We start from the raw sequence: 19,582 nt of genomic DNA on the forward strand, positions 1-19,582 counted from the left end.
AGTATACTATTGCAACATATATACTGAGTATTTGTAGCTAATTATTTGAAAACTCCTTGTGTAAATTCATCTAAATCAACATCATGGTTTATTCCATTAACAAATCCTGTCTCACTGTATTGATGTCCAACTCTTGAAAACCATATTTTATTTGTTGGCAGATTTTGAAATGGAGTGTTATTATAATTTGCTTCCCATAAAGGATAGTTAGATAATCTGCCGTCTAGATTGCTAATGAAGCTGCTATATGTGTATATACCTATATCCATATTACTTACTTTCTTGAATTCGGCTATAAATCTTAAAGCATAATCCATAATGTCAAATCCTGTAGCTTCTATATCTAACATTGGCTTCAAATCGTTTCTTTTATCCTTTATGCTATTATAAAAATTATCAGCTTGAGTTTCCGGAGCACTTGTCCCAACTAAGAAGTGATAGAAACCAACCTTTAATCCAGCTGATGAAGCCCCATTATAATTAGCCTGTAAATACGGATCTATAAAAGTTGTTCCTTCAGTTGCTTTTATATACACTAATTGAACTCCACTTGATTTTACTGAATTAAAATCTATGTACCCATCATAATTACTAATATCTATACCATAATATTTGCTTAAAGTGTTCCCACTACTGCTTGAACCGGAAGAACTTTGCCCTGGAGTGCTTCCACTACTACTTGATCCAGTAGAACTTTGATTTGACGCACTTCCGCTGCCACTTGGTCCAGAAGTATTTTGGCTTGAATCTTCATACCTCTTACCATCAGATCCAATCTTATATCCATCTTTAGTAGTGTTAGTAAGCATTTTTCCTGTGTCTTTGTCTAAGTAATACCACGCTCCATTAAGATAAGCCCATCCTGTTGCCATGCTTCCATCATTATTAAAGTAATACCAGTTATTGTTTATAGTAATCCATCCAGTTTCCATATCTCCGCTATCAGTAAATTTGTATGTTGTACCGTCTATCTTATTAATACCAGTTACCATACTTCCATCATTCTTTAAATAGTACCATTTATTATTATTCTTGATCCATCCAATATGAATTTTTCCCCCTTTATCGAAGTAATACCATTTATCATTTATTTTACTCCATCCACTATTGGTTGCCATTACTCCTGAATCTTTGAAATAGTACAAATTTGAGCCATCATCTCGGATTCCAGTTGCCATAGCACCTGAATCAGTTAAGAAATACCAATTACCTTTATCTTTTACCCACCCAGTTTTCATTTTACCGTCATCTTCATTTAAATAGTACCAATTATTATCTGGTTTAATCCATCCAATCGCTTTTGTATTATCCGACTTATAATAATACCAAACTCCATTCTCATTCTTCCAACCAATATTGGAGGTTATATTAGTATCACTAGTTGCAGCTTGTACATTTAATCCTGGAATTAAAATTAGTACAATTAATACAGATAATATTGTTAGTCTCTTTTTAATATTCAAAACAACCTGTCACTCCCTTTTTTATTTTTTAGCTAAAATATGATTAAATTGAATACGAAATTAATTTTATGTTTCTATAAGATTTTTTCCATCTATAGCAATGCTTTCATCCTTGTAATATTGCATTACTCTCTCAACATAATCCTGAACCCCTTGCGACATCTTACATAAATCATCATCTGATAAAACTCCATCTTTTTTTACATTTTGTGGTCCAGCATTATAAGCTGCTATTGCTATTTTTACATCACCATTAAATTGGTTTAGATATTCTTTTAGTAATTTTGACCCTCCATCGATATTTTGCTCTATATCATATCCGTCAGTCATTCCAAGATATGAATAATTCTGAGGCATAATCTGCATCAATCCAGTTGCGCCTGAGCTTGACGTTGCTTTTGGATCAAAATCTGACTCTGCTTTAATTATAGCTAGTATCAATTTTGAATCTAGTCCATATTTATTTGCCGAATCATTTACTGAGTTATATATTTTTTTCATAGTATCACCTGACCCCTTCGAGCTAGTGCTTAAAGGAATTTGATTAAACGTCTTATACCTTTTTCCATCCGACCCAATCTTATATCCATCTATGGTAGTATCCGTTAGCATTTTTCCTGAAGTAGGATCTAAATAGTAATAATCGCTTCCATTTGATGTAACCCATCCTGTCGCCATTGATCCATTATCATTTAGGTAATACCATGCTCCATCAAGATTTATCCACCCTGTCGCAACACTTCCATCAGTATTGAAATAATACCAGTTATTGTTCACATTAACCCATCCAGTTTCCATCTCACCAGTATCGCTAAACACATATGTTATATTTCCTATTTTATCAGTACCAGTTACCATACTTCCATCATCGTTTGAGTAATACCACTTATCATTATTCTCAATCCATCCAGTATGTATCTTCCCATCTTTATCAAAATAGTACCATTTATCATTTATCTTAGTCCATCCAATATTTGTAGCCATAACCCCTGAATCTTTGAAATAATACAAATTAGAATTATCCTGCTGAATTCCAGTTGCCCTAGCACCCGAATCAGTCAAAAGATACCAATCGCCATCTAACTTTTTCCATCCTTTTACCATAGCCCCATTATCATCCATATAGTACCAGTTTCCTTTATCCTCTAACCATCCAGTTGTCATTTTACCACTATCTTCATCTAAATGATACCAATTATTATCCGGTTTAATCCATCCAATTGCTTTTGTGTTGTCAGACTTATAATAATACCAAGATCCATTTTCGTTTTTCCAACCAATGCTTGATGTTATATTTGTATCAGTAACATCTGCTTGTACATTTAATGTTGGAATGAAGCTTAGTGCAATTAATGCTGATAAAACTGTAAGTACTTTTTTAATATTCAAAGTAATCCATCACTTCCTTTTAACTGATTCTTAATAAAAAATGTTATTTGACTAAATAACTAATACTGATTTTAAAAAGTTAAATTTCATATTAAAATTTATCATTAAAAATCAGTATTAATTATGTATTTTATAATTTATTAATGTTATTTATTATTTTTAAAATAATTTTTTTCAATGATGGCTTCCGAAACTTTGAATTCATCTTTTAGATGCTTTACTTCTTTTTCATCTTTTGGATTTCCTACAATTTGACCTTCATTTAAAATTGTAGCATCTCTATTCGTATTTACTAATACTCTTCCTATTGAATTATTCTCAAATTCACTTCTATCCTCGCCAAGCAAGTATAATATTGTCGGTTTAAAATCTGTTTGCCCACCAGCTGTTGATATGACTTCTGATTTTGAGTTCTTTGAGTAAATAATATAAGGAATTTTTCTTTGATTATCCTTCCACCAATCTCCTTCTAAAGGTGCATTTTCTATATCTTGTTCATAAAACTTATGAACACCACAATGATCACCGTAAATCATAACTACCGTATTATCCAATAAACCTTCCTTATCTAATTCTGCTATAAACTTTCCGATAGCCTCATCGGTATATCTTACAGATTGAAAATATTTTCCTAACATATTATCATCAAGTTCCTTAGGTAGATTCAAATATTTTTTATCTTCTGGCATCTCAAAAGGGCCATGACTTGTCAACGTAGTCATAAATGCATAATAAGGTTGTTTTTCATCTTGTAACTTTTGAGCTACTTGCTTTAAATATGATTCATCTGAAAGTCCCAAACCTATAATTTCATCTTGATTAAACTTTCCTACATCTAATATTTTATCAGCCCCATAACTTTTATGCATTTCTGTCCAATTCCAATTCCCAGGTGGTTCTGCATGGGTAGAAACTGTAGAATATCCTTTACCTTCTAAAATATTTTGGAGTGTATTATATTGACTCCAAGGATAAGAATATACTGTAGTGCCTTCTCTTATAGGAAGTACTGATGCATTAACCATCAAATCACAATCTGAACTTGTTCCAGAATTATTTTGTTCGCGTATATTATTAAAATACAAGCTATTTGATAATAGCTTATTTAAATTTGGTGTTATTTCTTGTCCATACACTTTTTCATTAATTACAAAGTTCTCCAAAGACTCTACCTGTAGTGCAATTACATTTTTCCCTTTAAACATTCCCTTGTAACTATTGTCAGGTAAATCTTCCTTATTAGCGCTAAACCAATTTTCTATTTCTTTCTTGTCTTCTTCTGTTAAAGTCTTATTTTTATTTTTATAGAACTGAATATCAAAACCATGATATCCAAGTGGGCTCATATCTCCAAAAGTCTGAAATGGCGCCCAAGACAATCTAAATACATTTTTCCCTTGATCCATTTGCTTGACATCTACTGTGTAATAACCAAGCCATATAACAAGTGCACTTGCGATAAATACATACAAGGTCTTTGCTATCCTAAAATATGCTTGACTTTCATTCGCTTCTTTAACTTTAATAAACTTATGTATTAAGAAGAGCATTACAAAGTCAATGATAAATACTAAATCCACTATTCTAAAATTAAATAAACTTTTGCCTTCCGGATTAAATATCTCAGTATGCATTAAATGTCTTATAGATAAAAAGGTTTCATTTGAACGATAATACCAGATATCTGCAACAAAAAGAATTGTCACTAAAATATCTATTATTAAGGCAGCACCAAGCCTCCCCCTTTCTTTAAAAAGAAATATTGGACTGCATACTAATACTATTATTGCTATATGCACCCAAAGTACTGGACTATCAAAATAAGCACTTCCTAAACTTATACTTGATGAATCTTGTGTCCTTAGCATAGATAATAGCAATGTTGATTTAGCTTGTAACATTGCTACCATAAATATAAATAACCAATTTCTTCGAACTAAATTTTTCATTCTTTCTTTTGTTTCCATTTTCATTCTCCATTAATATCCATTTTTCTTCCTACATTATAACTCAAACTTTATCTTTTACCAATATAATTTTATTAAAAGATAATTACAATATTTTAATGTTAATATGAATCTTACTTAAATTATAAATCATTATTACTAATTATCATAAGTTTAAAATTACTTATTATTATTAAATATTTTATAATTTCCTTAATTTATCGACGCTTAAGAGCTTAATTAATCAAAGTTTATCTTAAAATATCAAGTAATGCGATTAAATAGCTTTATAATTAATAAATTACACTAGAACCTATATAATATCAACCCGGAATCATTTACATATTAAGATAAAAAAAGGATAAAAGCTACTTGTGCAAATTCCTGATTTACATCAAAATTGCATACTTTTATCCAAAATAAAACTTATAATTTAAATAAACTACATTAATATATCAAACATATCCCTTCTTTTTTCATATTCCTAATACTCCACAATTAAAATTTCTCCATTAATATGTTTTATATAAAAAAATTGAGTATAATACTTTTATTAAGTGTTTCATTAGAAATCACAATAAAAGTATTATACTCATTTCAGTAAGTTTTATATTTAAATATAGTTTATATTAAAGTTCTTCTCCATTACTTTCTATTACTTTCTTATACCAATAAAAACTCTTTTTTCTTGATCTACTTAAGTCTCCATTTCCATCATTATCTTTATTAACATAAATAAATCCATATCTTTTTTTCATTTCTCCAGTTGATGCACTAACTAAATCAATACATCCCCAAGGAGTATATCCTATTAATTCTACTCCATCATTAACTGCTTCTTTCATCTCTTCAATATGTGCTTTTAAATAGTCAATTCTATATCCATCATTAATCGATCCATCTTCTTCAACTTTATCCACAGCACCTAAACCATTTTCCACAACCATTAAAGGAATTTGATATCTATTATAAATATTATTTAATGTCCATCTTAATCCTTTAGGGTCAATTTGCCATCCCCAATCACTTGCTTTAAGATATGGATTCTTTACACCTCCAAGTATATTTCCAGATGTTCTTTCTAATTCTGGATCTGTGCTTGAACAGTTTGACATATAATAACTAAATGTATAGAAATCTACACAACCTTCCTTTAGAATTTGCTCATCATTTTCTTCCATCTTTATTTCTATATTATTCTCTCTAAAAAATCTCTTTGCAAAACCAGGATAAGCTCCTCTTACTTGAACATCAGAACATAAAAAATTATTCAAATTATCTCTTTCCTGAGCTAAAAGTACATCTTCCGGATTACATGTATAAGGATATGTTGTCATATATGCAATCATACATCCTACCTTGAAATCTGTATTAATTTGGTGTGCCAGTTTAACAGCTTTTGCGCTTGCAATGAATTGGTGATGAAGAGCTTGAAATCTTATTTGTCTACTATCATCAATCTCTTTATTAAATTCAAGTTCACCACCTTTATCCAATAAAATTCCACCACCCATAAATGTACCAAATGGCATTGTTAAACAATTTATTTCGTTGAATGTGAGCCAATATTTTACGACATCCTTATATCTGTTAAATATTGTGTTGCAATATCTAACATAACAATCAATAACTTCTCTACTTGCCCACCCATTATACTTTTTAGTTAAACCAAAAGGTGTTTCATAGTGAGATATTGTAACTAATGGCTCAATGTTGTATTTTTTTAATTCTGCAAAAACATCATCATAGAATTTTAATCCTTCTTCATTTGGTTCTAACTCATCACCATTCGGAAAAATTCTAGTCCAATTTATTGACATTCTAAAGGTCTTAAACCCCATCTCAGCAAACAATTTAATGTCTTCTTTATAGTGATGATAAAAATCTATAGCTTCATGACTTGGATAATACGTTCCTTCTTCTAATTCTGGAGTTATTCTTCTTGGTGTAGTATGTGTACCACCTGTCATAACGTCTGATGTGCTAAGGCCTTTTCCACCCTCTCTATATCCACCTTCAAATTGGTTTGCAGCGGTTGCTCCTCCCCATAAGAAATCCTTTGGCAATCCTTGAAATTTATTATTTAACATTTTATCCCCACTTTCTTCAGTTTACAGTTAACTGTATAAGTTTATTTGTACAATGATCCGTATTGCAGGAAAGTTCCGTATTGTGGCAAAGCCACTCTTTTCAGATGTGCATAGCTGCTCTTTTTATAGGTGTAAAATTTTATAAACAGCTTTAGCCACTCCAGAATTATAATTTGCATCTGTTATATATTTTGCTATTTCTTTTATCTCAGGGATTGCATTTTCCATAGCAAAAGATATAGGAAATTCAGTAAACATTGAATAGTCGTTAAACCCATCTCCAATTACAACAACATCCTCTTTTTTTACTCTCTTTTTATCTGAAATCTTAGCTAATATAATTCCTTTTTGAGCTTCTATATGATTTATTTCTAGATTAATTGTAATACTTGATGCAATTGCAAGCCCCTCTATGGTTTTAAGCTCTTCCTTTAATTCAAAAAGCTTATCTTCACATTCACCATAAGACTCAATTTTTCCTATTTTAATATCTCTACTTAAAAATTCATCTATATTATCAATATACTTTAAAATTACAAAATGCTGTTCTTCTTTTGCCATCTTAAGGATTTCTTCATTATTTGTAACTTCTGGATGAAAATATTTGACCCTAAGTACACTTCCTTTTAAAGATTCTTCTTTAGTATTAGTAGTATATAATCCTTTATCCGTGTATATCTCAACATTAAGACCATCTCTTTTTATTATCTCTAAAATGTCCTTAAGCTTACTTTTGTCCATATAAATTCCTTCTAATATATTTCCGTCTTTATCTCTATATTCTGCACCATTTAATACTATACATTCACACTTTAAATTATATCTATCAAGAAATGGCTTAATATCTTCATACATTCTTCCACTAGCAAATACGAACTTTACTCCCATTTCTTCTGCTTTGCTTATAGCCTTTAAATTTTCTTCAGGTATATCATTATTTTTTCCAAGTAATGTTCCATCCATATCTGATACAATAAATTTTATCATATTTTTCTACTCCCTAATAATAACAATCTATTGCTTCATGACTTGGATAATACGTTCCGCCTTCTAATTCTAGATATCCACCTTCAAATTGGTTTGCAGCTATTGCTCCTCCATATAAGAAATCATTTAGCAATCCTTGAAATTTATTATTAAACATTCTTTGTTCTTCTGATTTTGCAAAGTTTACTACTTATTTTTCTCTAGTTTTTCTATTCTTTCAGCAAATTGTGGTAAGTGTTTTTTATGTGCAAGTAACATTTCATCTAATAAATTTTTAGCAATTTGTCCACTTGGAACTAATGGATTTATTGTAAATGCATGAAGAGCTTTGTTGTAGTTCCCTGTAACTGCTGCTGAAATTGTTGTTTCTTCCATTCCCTTCATTATTTGAACCATACCTCTTGGCGCTGGGTCAAACTTTCCAAAATTAATCGGTTCTGGTCCATGAGACGTGATTGTACTTGAAACTTCTACTATAGAGTCATATGGAAGATCCTCTAATGCGCCATTATTCTTTGTGCTAACTACCATAGTTGTTCTCTTGTCATTGTAGATTGAAGCAATTAATTCACAGGCAGCATCGCTGTAGTGAGTTCCACCTCTCTTAGTCAATTGTTCTGGTTTATAGTCAAGCTTTGGATCTTTATATAATTCAAACAATTCTGCCTCTGTCCTTTTTACAACCTCTGCTCTAGTTTCACCTTTTGAGTAACTTTCAAGTTCTTCCATCAACATATCATCTGTAATATAGTAATATCTATGATACGGACAAGGTAATATTCCCAAGTCTTTAATCTGCTCATAGTTAAACTTGATATCTTTAATGTTGGCAACTCCTGCATCTTTCTTTTCTTCTGCTAATAATGGATTGTACAATTTTTCAATTACTTCTGCAGTTTTTTCATTACCTTCCTTATCCCATACTCTATGCCAATGGAAATGATTTAATCCAGCAAACTTAAAGAATAATTCACTTGAAGGAACTCCAAGCATCTTTGCATCATCTTCTATACAGTTGATTGGAACATTGCATAGTCCAACAGTTCTGTCCCATCCGCCATATTTTATAGCTGCTTCAGTCACCATTCCTGATGGATTTGTGAAGTTAACAAGCCATGCATTAGGGCATAACTCTCTCATATCGTCTATTATGTCTAATATTACTGGAATTGTTCTAAATGCTTTAAACATACCACCAGCACCGTTAGTCTCTTGTCCAATTATTCCATGGCTTAAAGGAATTCTTTCATCCTTTATTCTTGCATCTAAAAGTCCTACTCTAAATTGAGTTGACACAAAATCCGCATCCTTAAGGGCCTCTCTCCTATCTAAAGTTAAATTAACTTTCCAATCCAATCCTGCTGCCTTAACCATTCTTTGAGCCATTGCTCCAACTATTTCTAACTTCTCTTTTCCATCTTCAATATCTACAAGCCATATTTCTTTAATAGGCAGTTCATCTTTCCTTTTTATAAACCCTTCAATTAATTCAGGAGTGTAACTTGATCCTCCACCAATAGTAACTATTTTGATTTTTTCTTTTTTCATTACTTATTTCCTCCCTTAATCTCGCCTCAGGCAAATTTTAAATTTAGGATATTTTCCTAATCTGAAAATTCCTTGGATATAAAATACAAGAGCTACCTTTTTATAAAATACATATAAGTAATCCTTTACCTAAAAGATATCACACCCAAAAATAAAATACCTTATTTTTTCGGATTTAGTGACACATGCTACTATTTAGTTATTTGTTTTTTTATAAAACAGTTTGTTTCATAATATAGCTAGTCTAACTACTTACTAGGAATCAATAAGCAAAATAATGGGAATATTATACCTAAACAAATTTCAGTAATATTTAATATAAAACATAAAATTAATAGATAATAAGAGTTATAATGAATTTATTCTCACCATGAATTCTTTTCCAAAGGAAACTGATTTGAATCGAATTTTTAATAGATTACTATATCTTCCATACTTTAATCAATCTTAAAATAATTATAAAAAGAAGGTGTACTATGGCAAAGCAAATATTGTTATTAGATAATGTTCATAAATCTATAAAAAATAAAGAAATAGTTAAAGGCATTACCTTTTCAATTAATGAAGGTGAGGTTTTGGGTTTTCTTGGTCCAAATGGTGCTGGAAAGTCTACCACTTTAAGAATGATTGTCGGCCTTTCTTCCCCTACTAGTGGAAAAATTTTAATCGATGGCTATTCAATTACTAAGGATTATGTTAAGGCTATGTCTAAAGTTGGATGTATTATAGAAGGTCCAGATATGTATAATTATTTAAGTGGTTTAGAAAATTTGAAGATGCTTGCTTCTATGAATAAAAATATTACTAATGAAGATATAACGAGAGTAATTGAACTTGTAGGAATGCAGAATAGAATAAATGAGAAAGTGTCTACTTATTCTTTGGGAATGAAACAAAGGTTAGGACTTGCGCAAGCTCTTATTCATAAGCCAAAGCTTCTTATATTAGATGAGCCTACAAATGGGCTTGATCCTTCAGGAATAAATGAGTTTAGACATATTATTAAAGATCTTGCTAAAAAAGAAAATATTGCTGTTCTCGTTTCTAGCCATTTGATATCTGAGGTTGAATTAATGTGTGATACTGTTGCAATAATAAAAAGTGGTACTTTACTAAAATACGCTTCAGTCTCTGAACTTATAAGTGATAAAGAAGTTTCCTTTGTTCTAAGTGATAATTCAAAGGGAATTAAAATATTAAAAGACAAGTGGAATATTGATAGTTCACTAATAAACAATACGATAATAGCAAAAGTTGATGTATCAAAAATTGAAAAAATTAATTCTTCGTTTATCGAAGAAGGAATAGCAATAAAGTTCGTAAGTATAAATCAGAAAACTTTGGAGGATCTGTTTTTATCACTTACAGAAAGTAACTCTATTGTTAGTTAAGGAGGTGTATATATTGCTAGTATTAGTTAAAAATGAAGTTAATAAAATATTATATAAGCGAAAACTCCTACTTATTAGTGCTATAATCCTAATTTTAGTTTCACTTTTTGCATACGGCCAAAATTATCAATATCAAAACACTTTGAATAAGTATTTAAAGACAACTACTCAAAGTGGCGCTATCCCTTGGCAGTCATTACAAAAGCAACAAATCCAGGACCTAAAAAATAGGCTTAATAGACCTGATACCCCTGACGAAAGTAAGCCCTCAATTAATATTCAAATTCAGCAAAACCAGTATTATTTAGATAACAACATAAATCCAATTACTCCAAGTGCTGCAAAATTTTCAGTTAAGCTAATGGAACAGTCCATATCTGTATTACTACCTTTACTAATAATTCTATTGGCTGGGGATAGCGTATGTGGAGAATTTTCTGCTAAAACTATAAAAGTACTGCTAACAAGAGCTGTTCCTCGATGGAAGATATTACTTAGTAAATATATAGCACTTCTAATCATGTTTTCTATAGTAATTCTAGAGATGGCTCTATTTTCAATTTTAATTTCTGGTTTATTTTTTAATAACTGGGGATTTAATGAGCCTGTAGCTACAGGTTTTAGCTCTGCTTCTGGAACCTTAGATGTTTCCAATGTAATCAAAGTAACCGAATTGCAATATTTAATTCTCGTATACTCTCTTGGATGGTTTGTATCAATTGTTATCGGTACAATTTCATTTATGATTTCAGTTTTAGTAAGAAATACAGCTACTTCCATAGGTATAATGATGGCTACATTAGTTGGGGGAGGCTTTCTTAGATTGTTTCTAAATGATTGGCCTTCAATAAAGTACTTTTTTGCCATCAATCTAAACTTACCTCAGTATCTTACAGGATCATATACTCCAATAAGTGGAATGTCATTAAGTTTTAGCACTTTAGTACTTCTAGCTTGGTCCATAGGTGCCTTCATTGTTAGTTTTGTTGTATTTTTAAAACAAGATGTATTAGTTTAAAAAGGAGGGATTTAAAATGTTTAAAAATATAAAATGGAAATTTATTTTATTGCTATCCATAGTTTCCACCATAACCTTAGTTACCGGATTTATATCAGCATTATCAATAAGTTATCGCCCTCCTAAAGAGATATCAGATAAGGAATCTGAACAACCTAAGAGTGAAGAATTAGATCAAAATTATTACAACATATTAGTTCTTGGTGACTCCCTTGCTAAAGGAACTGGAGATGAAAAAGGACTTGGCTTTTCAGGCTATTTTTCAGAATACTGGAAAACTAAAGTTTCAAAGGAGATTAAAATAAATAATCTTGCCATAAACGGGGATGTATCTAATGGGCTTTTAAATGTAGTTCAAGAGTCACAAACATTAGCTGACATTAAAGGATCAAACATGATATTTATATCTATAGGTGGCAATGAAATAAGTAAGCTTAAAAATACAGATATAAGCTCATCCACAACAAAGATAAAAGATATTCAAGATACTTATTTAGCTAATCTAAAATCTATTTTTAATATAATAAGGACCAATAATCCGTCATCTATGGTAGTTTTCATTGGCTTGTATAACCCATTCGGAAAAGATCTTACATCTGATAAGGTAAGCATATTAAATGAATGGAATTATCAAAGTCAACAGCTTTTATCATTAGATTCAAATGCGCTTTTTATTCCAACATATGATCTTTTCAAATACAACTTACAAGATTATCTAGCTGCTGATAATTTTCATCCAAATAGCACCGGTTATCAAGCTATTTCTGACAGAATAATTGAAGCTTTAAAAAATTATAAGTAATATATTAAATAAAGCTGCCTAGTCTGATAAGTATTTTCTGACTAGAGCAGCTTCATAATATACTATAAAAATTTATACTAGCTTGATATCAACTTCTAAAGGAGATATTCCAACAAGCTGAATACTTCTACTATCTGGTTGTGATATACCAGCAAATAATTTGAACCTTTTGCTATCTAATATCCTTTCTCCATCATCATTTACCACTTCAAATGATGATTTCTTGATTTTCATTTTTACAATCTTGCTTTCTCCTATTTTCAACCCAACACGTTTAAATCCTGCTAGACTATGATTCCTAACAGCATGTTTAGATTCAAGATCTTTTATATAACATTGCACAACTTCTTCTATGTCAAAATTTCCTGTATTAGTTATCTTTACGCTTACCTCTACATCCTCAAAATCACTTTCTACATCTGGTACATGCAATTCTGATAATTTTACAGTAGAATAAGTTAATCCATATCCAAATGGATATAAGCTTTCACAAGACATATAGCGATATGTCCTATCTTTCATTGAATAATCTATAAATTCTGGTAAATCCTTAGTATTTCTATAAAATGTAATAGGTAACTTTCCACTTGGTGAACACTTTCCAAATATTAAGTCAGCTACAGCTCTGCCACCTCTACTTCCAGGATACCAAGCATCTAATATAGCTGAACACTTATCCTCTGCATTATTAAATGTCAATGCACTTCCTGCGCCAATAACTAATATAACAGGTGTACCTGTTTCTATTATTTTCTCTAATAATTCCTGCTGCCTTCCTGGTAAATTTAAGCTTGCTTTATCACCAGCTCCTTCACTATTACCTGCATCTCCTTGCTCACCTTCAATTGTAGAATCTAATCCGAGGCATAGAATTGCAACATCTGATCTTTCTGCTATTGATATTGCTTCTTTTAATCTATCATTAGGTTCTGCTAATTCTTCAACTCTGTCTCTAAATAAATGACAACCTTCAGAATAATATACTCTTACATCTTCTCCTACGGCTTCATGTATTCCCTCCAACACAGTTATATATCTAGATGCAGTTCCTGAATAATTGCCTTTAAGCATGATCTGATTATCAGCATTAGGGCCAATAACAGCAATTGATTTTAAGTTATTTTTATTTAATGGTAATATTCCATTATTCTTTAATAAAACCATTGAATTTCTAGCTGCTTTTAATGATAATTCATTATGTTCTTTACAATCATTTAACTCATATGGTATTTTGTTATATTCACACTCTTCATCAAACATTCCCAATCTTATTCTTGTTGCCATTAATCTTTCTGCTGCTGTTGTTATATCTTCTTCTGTTACTAATCCCTCTTTATAGGCAAGCAATAATTGAAGATACACATTACCACAATTTAAATCACATCCATTTTTCATAGCTAATGCTGCTGATTCTGTAGCAGTGCTTGTCACCCTATGATGCAAATGAAAATCAGCAATTGCCCAACAATCGGATACTACATGACCTTTAAAGTTCCATTTTCCCCTTAATATATCTCTTAATAAAGTTTTACTTCCACAACAAGGTTCACCATTTGTACGATTATACGCCCCCATTACGGCCTCTACATCACCTTCTTTGACACAAGCTTCAAAAGCAGGGAGGTAAGTCTCATATAAATCCTTTTTACTTACAACTGCATCAAATTCATGCCTTAATCCTTCTGGTCCGCTATGAACAGCGAAATGTTTTGCACATGCTGCCACTTTTAAATATTTGCCTTCTCCTTGAAGTCCTTTTACAAAGGCCACGCCCAATCTAGATGTTAAATATGGATCTTCACCGTAGGTTTCATGACCACGACCCCATCTAGGATCTCTAAAAATATTAACATTTGGTGACCAAAAAGTTATTCCCTTATAGATGTCTCTATCATCTTTTTTGCTACTTTCATTATACTTTGCTCTGCCTTCTGTTGAGATAACTTTTGCAATGTCATTCAATAACTCATCATCAAACATAGCAGCTAATCCTATGGCTTGTGGAAATACTGTTGCTGTGCCTGCTCTCGCTACTCCATGCAATCCCTCATTCCACCAATTATATCTAGGTATATTTAATCTTTTTACAGCTGATGATTTATAAGTTAATTGTTCTGCTTTTTCTTCTAGCGTCATTTTCCCTACTAATTCTTTTGCTCTTTCTAACGCATATTCATGAGTAATTCTTTTTTCCTCGACCATATTACACATCTCCTAAAATAATCATAATATTTATTCTAACTTTTTTTAATTATAAGACTAAACAACTAATGTATTGAAAGAATGTGGCTGAATATTAAAGCTATAATCTTCACCATTAACACTAAATGTAACTTCTTGTAATTCATCAAATGGATTTAATAATTCTAATACAACACTTCCATCTGGATTTTCAAAAGCCAGAGCATTTCCTGCAAAGTCCCCTTTTAAGCCTTTCATTGTTGCTCCTTGTTTTACATATTTCGAAAAATGTCTCATTAGATAATACTCTGGATTATATTTAACATCATTATCTTTTGTCACCGTAATAAGTGAATTTTGTTTCCATCCCCAAGTGCTTATTCCCTCTTCTTCAAGTACCATATTCCAATAGGTATAGGCGCTTACTCCATTTATAAAGTATGTCCACATTAAATTGAATACATATTCAGCATATTCCCAGCTATTTTTTCCTTCTCCACATTCATTTTCTGTCTGTATCAATTTCATTTCTGGATAAGCAATTTTTGTCTGTAGCAAAGCATGCTTTCCTCCCCACTGATATCCAACACCCTTTATATATCTTTTTGCGTCTTTATCACTTAGTACAGTGTTAGCAAAATTATTATATTGACCAAATTGCCAATTTTCATCTCCATAATCATCATAAGGAGAATTCAATGTTCCAAGCCATATCTCAGTATCAAGCTTATTCTCTTCAAATAATGGCCCGATGTATTCTTTTATAAAATCAAGTAATTGTTTTCCTGACCAAACACATGATGGAAACTTCTGATCTGCTATAGGTTCATTTTGTATGTGTACCTGATTAATCTTAATACCCTCTTTTTGGTATTCTTCAATAAATTTTTTAAAGTAAAGAGCATATGCTTTTAGATTTTTCTCCTCCCATATTAATGTTCCGAAATTGTATACCTCCGGAAACTTCATCCAAGTGGGCGGGCTCCATGGAGAAGCAAATAAATTAAGCTCCCCACTATATTTTTCTGCTTCTTTAATATAAGAAATCAAGCATTCTTTGTCTCTTTCAATGCTAAAATTCTTCATTTCATAATCGCCCTTAGTTTCATTTAGACTATACCAGCTTTCTGAATAATCATTTGCTCCAATTGGCAATCTGCAATAAGTAAAATTACACTCCTCTGGATCAAATAGATTTCTAAGCACCTCTTCTTTCTTATCATTTGCAATCTTTTTTAATGCTATATATCCTAACTCATTAAAACATCCACCAAATCCATCAATAGTTTGATAAGACTCTCCATTTAACTCCAATGTATGGTATGATTTATCTTTACTAATATTTATATTACTACTTACTAAGCTATCAGTCCTTGTTGTTGAAATCAAAGTTGCTTTCCTCATTATACATTCCTCCTTTTTCTCTAAATTCAGTTGGTGACATTCCTGTCTGTTTTTTAAAAGCTAAAGAAAAATAATTTGTATCCTTATATCCCACTAAAGTTGCTATTTTACCTGTTTTCATACTAGTTGTTTCTAATAGTGATTTGGCCTTCTGTATTCGTTTACGTATAATGTAGTTATTACAGCCTTCTCCTGTACTATGTTTAAACAGCTTTGAAAAATAAGTTGGAGTTAAATAAAGCATTTCCGCTATACTATATACTGAAATGTCTTCATTTAAATGATCATTGATATATTGTTTTGCTTTTCTTATAATTTCATGGCTTTCTCCGATATCAGTCTGAAGTATTTGTATTATGAAATCTCGTGTAATTCTCAACGCATCACTTCTACTACAATTTTTTAATGAAATTAATAAAGAATTTAATTTATTATCTGATATATCTCCTTTTTCCATGGCATAGGAAAAATATATTCCTCCTCCAATATCAAAACATGTTTTCTTAACTAATGATGTTGATAAATTATAAAACTCTATAGCCTCTGAATAAGCTTCATAAATACTCATTACTTTCTCAAGGTCATCTATATTATCTATCATATTCTTCTTAAATTCCTGAACTCTCTCGTTAAATAAAGTCAAACGCATTTCTCTAGGTTCTTTCGTTATTATTTTCCCATATGTGCTCTTATTATTTAATAAAACACATGCGTCGTTATATGAAATATTGATCTTATTAAATCCTCCTACAACGCTTCCAAGAATCACTTTAGGATTAATATCATACTCATTTTTCAAGTACTCAATTAAATGTTGTACTCTTAATGTTACTTCTTCTAACTCTTCTCTTATAAATATGGCAATTACTATATTTTTATTTTTGTCCTCAAATGTAATCCCTTGTTTCTTAGAATCAAATAATTCAATGCAAATATTTTTAATAGATAAATTTAATAATTCAAAATGTTGTTTCCAAGCTAAATTATCATCTATAATTGGACATACCAAAGCAATTTGAAGCATCTCTTCCTTATCATAAGAATACTCCCTTAATACTTTTTTAAATTCACTTGTCTTCACTCGTTCATAAAGTAAATTTTGCATAATCTGTTCAAGCTTTAATTGTTCTGTTACACCTTGTATCCTGCTATTTATCTTTTGCTCATGGCTTAAAGTTTTCTCATGCTCTAAATCTTCTATTAATCTTCCGATAGCATTCTCAAGTTCTATCTCATCTACCGGCTTTAAGAGATAATCCTCCACCTGCATCTTGCAGCATTTTTGAGCATATTCAAAATTATCATATCCTGTTAAAACAATAATTTTTAACCTAGGATTTAGATAATTCATCTTTTCTACTAAAGATAATCCATTCATCTCAGTCATACATATATCTGTAATCATGATATCAAATGCTTCTTCTTCCATGATTTTTAAAGCTTCAATTCCTGAGGATGCCATTTTAACAGTATCTATCTTGAGTTTCTCCCAAGGAATCACACTACATATTCCTTTTCTAATCATTTCCTCATCATCTACAACTATAGCTTTATACATTAATTATTCTCTCCTTTAGGTAATATAATATCTACCGTAGTTCCACCATGTTCATTTTTCTTGTAGTATAATCCATACCCACTACCAAATAATATTTCAATTCGCTTATGAACATTCCTTAAGCCATATCCAGTTTTTTCATCAAATACTGATATAGAGCTATTTATTTCATTAATTTGTTCTTGTCTCATTCCAACTCCATTATCAGCAACTGATATAACTATCTTATTATTTATTTCTCTTGCGGTAACTAATATCTTACCTTTATACCCATCTTTGACCCTTATTCCATGATAAATGGAATTTTCTATTAAAGGTTGAAGTGTAAGCTTGGGTATTAGTACATTTTTGAAATTCTCATCTACATTTATTTCACACTCAGCAATGCCACTATATCTCATATTTTGTATGATCAAATAATTTTCTACATTTTCTAGTTCTTGCGAAATAGGAATAACATCTTTCCCTCTACTTAGACATAATCTATAATAATTAGCTAACGCTTTTACCATTTTTGATACATCTTTATTTCCATCCGATAAAGCCTGCCAATGTATACACTCTAGTGTATTATATAAAAAATGTGGTTTAATTTGAGATTGCAGTCTGTTTAATTCGATTTGCTTAATCTCAGATTGCTCCTTTTTTATCCTATACATAAGTATATTAATTTCTTCAATCATGATATTAAAGCCACTTGCTAGTTGCCTAAAATCTTTGCCATCATAATCATGTTCCATTCTAACTTCGAGATTTCCCATCGAAACCTCTCTCATCTTTCTTACAATGTCATCCATCGGCTTATATAAGTTATTGCTTAGTTTATAGCAAGCTATACTAATTAATACTCCGGCACCTATTACTAAAGCTATTATTAAAATTATTACTGCATTGGTATCCCTTAACATTGATCTTGTGGGTATCTCCCCTACCATATACCAATCCCAATTATCAAGCTTCTCATAAATAACCATCTTATCTTCAACTTTTTGTTGGCCACTTTTTCCTTGTAATACACTTTTATAAGGACTTTCTGTTCCAATCAGAGATTTATCCTCATTAGATATAATAACTCCATCTTTATCTGTTAAATATGTTTGTACTTTTAACCCTTTATCCAAATTAGAGTAAAATTCTTTTATACTTTTTTCTCCAATTCCTATTACTAAAAATCCAGTATATTTATTAAAATTGTATTTATCATTGATCGGTTGATATATATTTAGTACATACTGATCCGGATAAAATACTTTTTTCTTCATGCTTATCTTACAGTTACCAAACTTTGTGCCTACAGCATCTTGATAGTCTTTTAAAGTTTGAGTCCTGAAATCGCTACTTGTCCAAGACTCTCCAACATATATTAACTCTGGGCCATCAAATTTCACCAATCCAATATAATCTATATAACTGTTTGTATTTAAGAGATATCTTACTGACGAATATGCATCACTTGTATCTTTGTTATAATTCTTTGAAGTCAGCCTATTATTCATTAAGAATTCTTTAACTCTACTGTCTCCTGTGATCATATTCGATGTCTCAATAATATTTTTTAGTGTTATATTTAAAATATCCGTTATTGTTTCAAACTGTCCTTGCACTAATCCACTGGATTTTTCAGTAATTTGCTTTCCTGCTAATTGATAAACAGCAAAAATTACAAAACTATTAGTAATTAAGACTGCCAATATAAAAAATGTAGTAATCTTCTGATTAAATTTCATTTTAGATAGCTTATTTATAACTTTTCTCAATTCCTTATACATACCTGTATCCCTTTTTGTAATTCTTATATATAAGAG

Annotated in this window: 14 protein-coding genes; 3 read left to right on the plus strand and 11 right to left on the minus strand. The window is 30.7% G+C overall.

The window, feature by feature from the left end; genetic code table 11:
* Nucleotides 1-41: 41 nt before the first annotated feature.
* The 7 genes from PZA12_RS22620 to PZA12_RS22650 all read right to left on the minus strand — a co-directional run bounded on the left by PZA12_RS22620 (nucleotide 42) and on the right by PZA12_RS22650 (nucleotide 9,423).
* A complete protein-coding gene (locus PZA12_RS22620; RefSeq protein WP_103699156.1) occupies nucleotides 42-1,463 on the minus strand; it encodes a GH25 family lysozyme in 1,422 nt (473 codons plus the stop codon).
* Nucleotides 1,464-1,529: 66 nt separating this feature from the next.
* Nucleotides 1,530-2,852 carry a transglycosylase SLT domain-containing protein gene (locus PZA12_RS22625; protein WP_078114365.1) on the minus strand — a complete coding sequence of 441 codons (1,323 nt, stop codon included), beginning with the start codon at nucleotides 2,850-2,852 and terminating at the stop codon, nucleotides 1,530-1,532.
* A gap of 146 nt (nucleotides 2,853-2,998) precedes the next feature.
* Nucleotides 2,999-4,819, minus strand: coding sequence for an LTA synthase family protein (locus PZA12_RS22630; RefSeq protein ID WP_077868665.1), 1,821 nt, complete (start codon nucleotides 4,817-4,819; stop codon nucleotides 2,999-3,001).
* 608 nt (nucleotides 4,820-5,427) lie between these two features.
* Nucleotides 5,428-6,888: a glycoside hydrolase family 1 protein gene (locus PZA12_RS22635; RefSeq protein WP_077868666.1), complete on the minus strand. Its 1,461-nt coding sequence runs from the start codon at nucleotides 6,886-6,888 to the stop codon at nucleotides 5,428-5,430.
* 123 nt (nucleotides 6,889-7,011) lie between these two features.
* Complete coding sequence (locus tag PZA12_RS22640) at nucleotides 7,012-7,875, minus strand: Cof-type HAD-IIB family hydrolase (RefSeq protein ID WP_103699155.1); 864 nt, start codon at nucleotides 7,873-7,875, stop codon at nucleotides 7,012-7,014.
* Between the two features lie 13 nt (nucleotides 7,876-7,888).
* On the minus strand, nucleotides 7,889-8,032 hold the full coding sequence (locus tag PZA12_RS22645) for a hypothetical protein (RefSeq protein WP_181006039.1): 144 nt from the start codon (nucleotides 8,030-8,032) through the stop codon (nucleotides 7,889-7,891).
* Nucleotides 8,033-8,061: 29 nt separating this feature from the next.
* Nucleotides 8,062-9,423 carry a 6-phospho-beta-glucosidase gene (locus PZA12_RS22650; RefSeq protein ID WP_023975918.1) on the minus strand — a complete coding sequence of 454 codons (1,362 nt, stop codon included), beginning with the start codon at nucleotides 9,421-9,423 and terminating at the stop codon, nucleotides 8,062-8,064.
* Between the two features lie 476 nt (nucleotides 9,424-9,899).
* Here PZA12_RS22650 and PZA12_RS22655 point away from each other — a divergent pair, with 476 nt between their 5' ends.
* From PZA12_RS22655 to PZA12_RS22665, 3 genes are read left to right on the plus strand one after another with little or no spacing between them, the layout of a single operon-like run.
* Complete coding sequence (locus PZA12_RS22655; protein ID WP_103699154.1) at nucleotides 9,900-10,814, plus strand: ABC transporter ATP-binding protein; 915 nt, start codon at nucleotides 9,900-9,902, stop codon at nucleotides 10,812-10,814.
* A 13-nt stretch (nucleotides 10,815-10,827) separates the two neighbouring features.
* On the plus strand, nucleotides 10,828-11,832 hold the full coding sequence (locus PZA12_RS22660) for an ABC transporter permease (RefSeq protein ID WP_103699153.1): 1,005 nt from the start codon (nucleotides 10,828-10,830) through the stop codon (nucleotides 11,830-11,832).
* Between the two features lie 16 nt (nucleotides 11,833-11,848).
* On the plus strand, nucleotides 11,849-12,634 hold the full coding sequence (locus PZA12_RS22665) for an SGNH/GDSL hydrolase family protein (RefSeq protein WP_103699152.1): 786 nt from the start codon (nucleotides 11,849-11,851) through the stop codon (nucleotides 12,632-12,634).
* A gap of 72 nt (nucleotides 12,635-12,706) precedes the next feature.
* Here PZA12_RS22665 and PZA12_RS22670 read toward each other — a convergent pair whose 3' ends face one another.
* The 4 genes from PZA12_RS22670 to PZA12_RS22685 are packed head-to-tail and all read right to left on the minus strand — an operon-like array spanning nucleotide 12,707 to nucleotide 19,546.
* A complete protein-coding gene (locus tag PZA12_RS22670) occupies nucleotides 12,707-14,836 on the minus strand; it encodes a glycoside hydrolase family 3 C-terminal domain-containing protein (RefSeq protein WP_206490965.1) in 2,130 nt (709 codons plus the stop codon).
* Between the two features lie 57 nt (nucleotides 14,837-14,893).
* On the minus strand, nucleotides 14,894-16,219 hold the full coding sequence (locus tag PZA12_RS22675) for a glycoside hydrolase family 30 protein (RefSeq protein WP_103699151.1): 1,326 nt from the start codon (nucleotides 16,217-16,219) through the stop codon (nucleotides 14,894-14,896).
* Nucleotides 16,182-17,777, minus strand: a complete 1,596-nt coding sequence (locus PZA12_RS22680) for a response regulator (RefSeq protein WP_103699150.1) — start codon at nucleotides 17,775-17,777, stop codon at nucleotides 16,182-16,184. Before PZA12_RS22680 ends, PZA12_RS22675 begins: the two co-directional genes overlap by 38 nt.
* Nucleotides 17,777-19,546, minus strand: a complete 1,770-nt coding sequence (locus tag PZA12_RS22685; protein WP_103699149.1) for a cache domain-containing sensor histidine kinase — start codon at nucleotides 19,544-19,546, stop codon at nucleotides 17,777-17,779. Before PZA12_RS22685 ends, PZA12_RS22680 begins: the two co-directional genes overlap by 1 nt.
* Nucleotides 19,547-19,582: the final 36 nt, after the last annotated feature.

Origin of the sequence: Clostridium beijerinckii (genome assembly GCF_036699995.1) — a bacterium.
Taxonomy (GTDB): domain Bacteria; phylum Bacillota; class Clostridia; order Clostridiales; family Clostridiaceae; genus Clostridium; species Clostridium helianthi.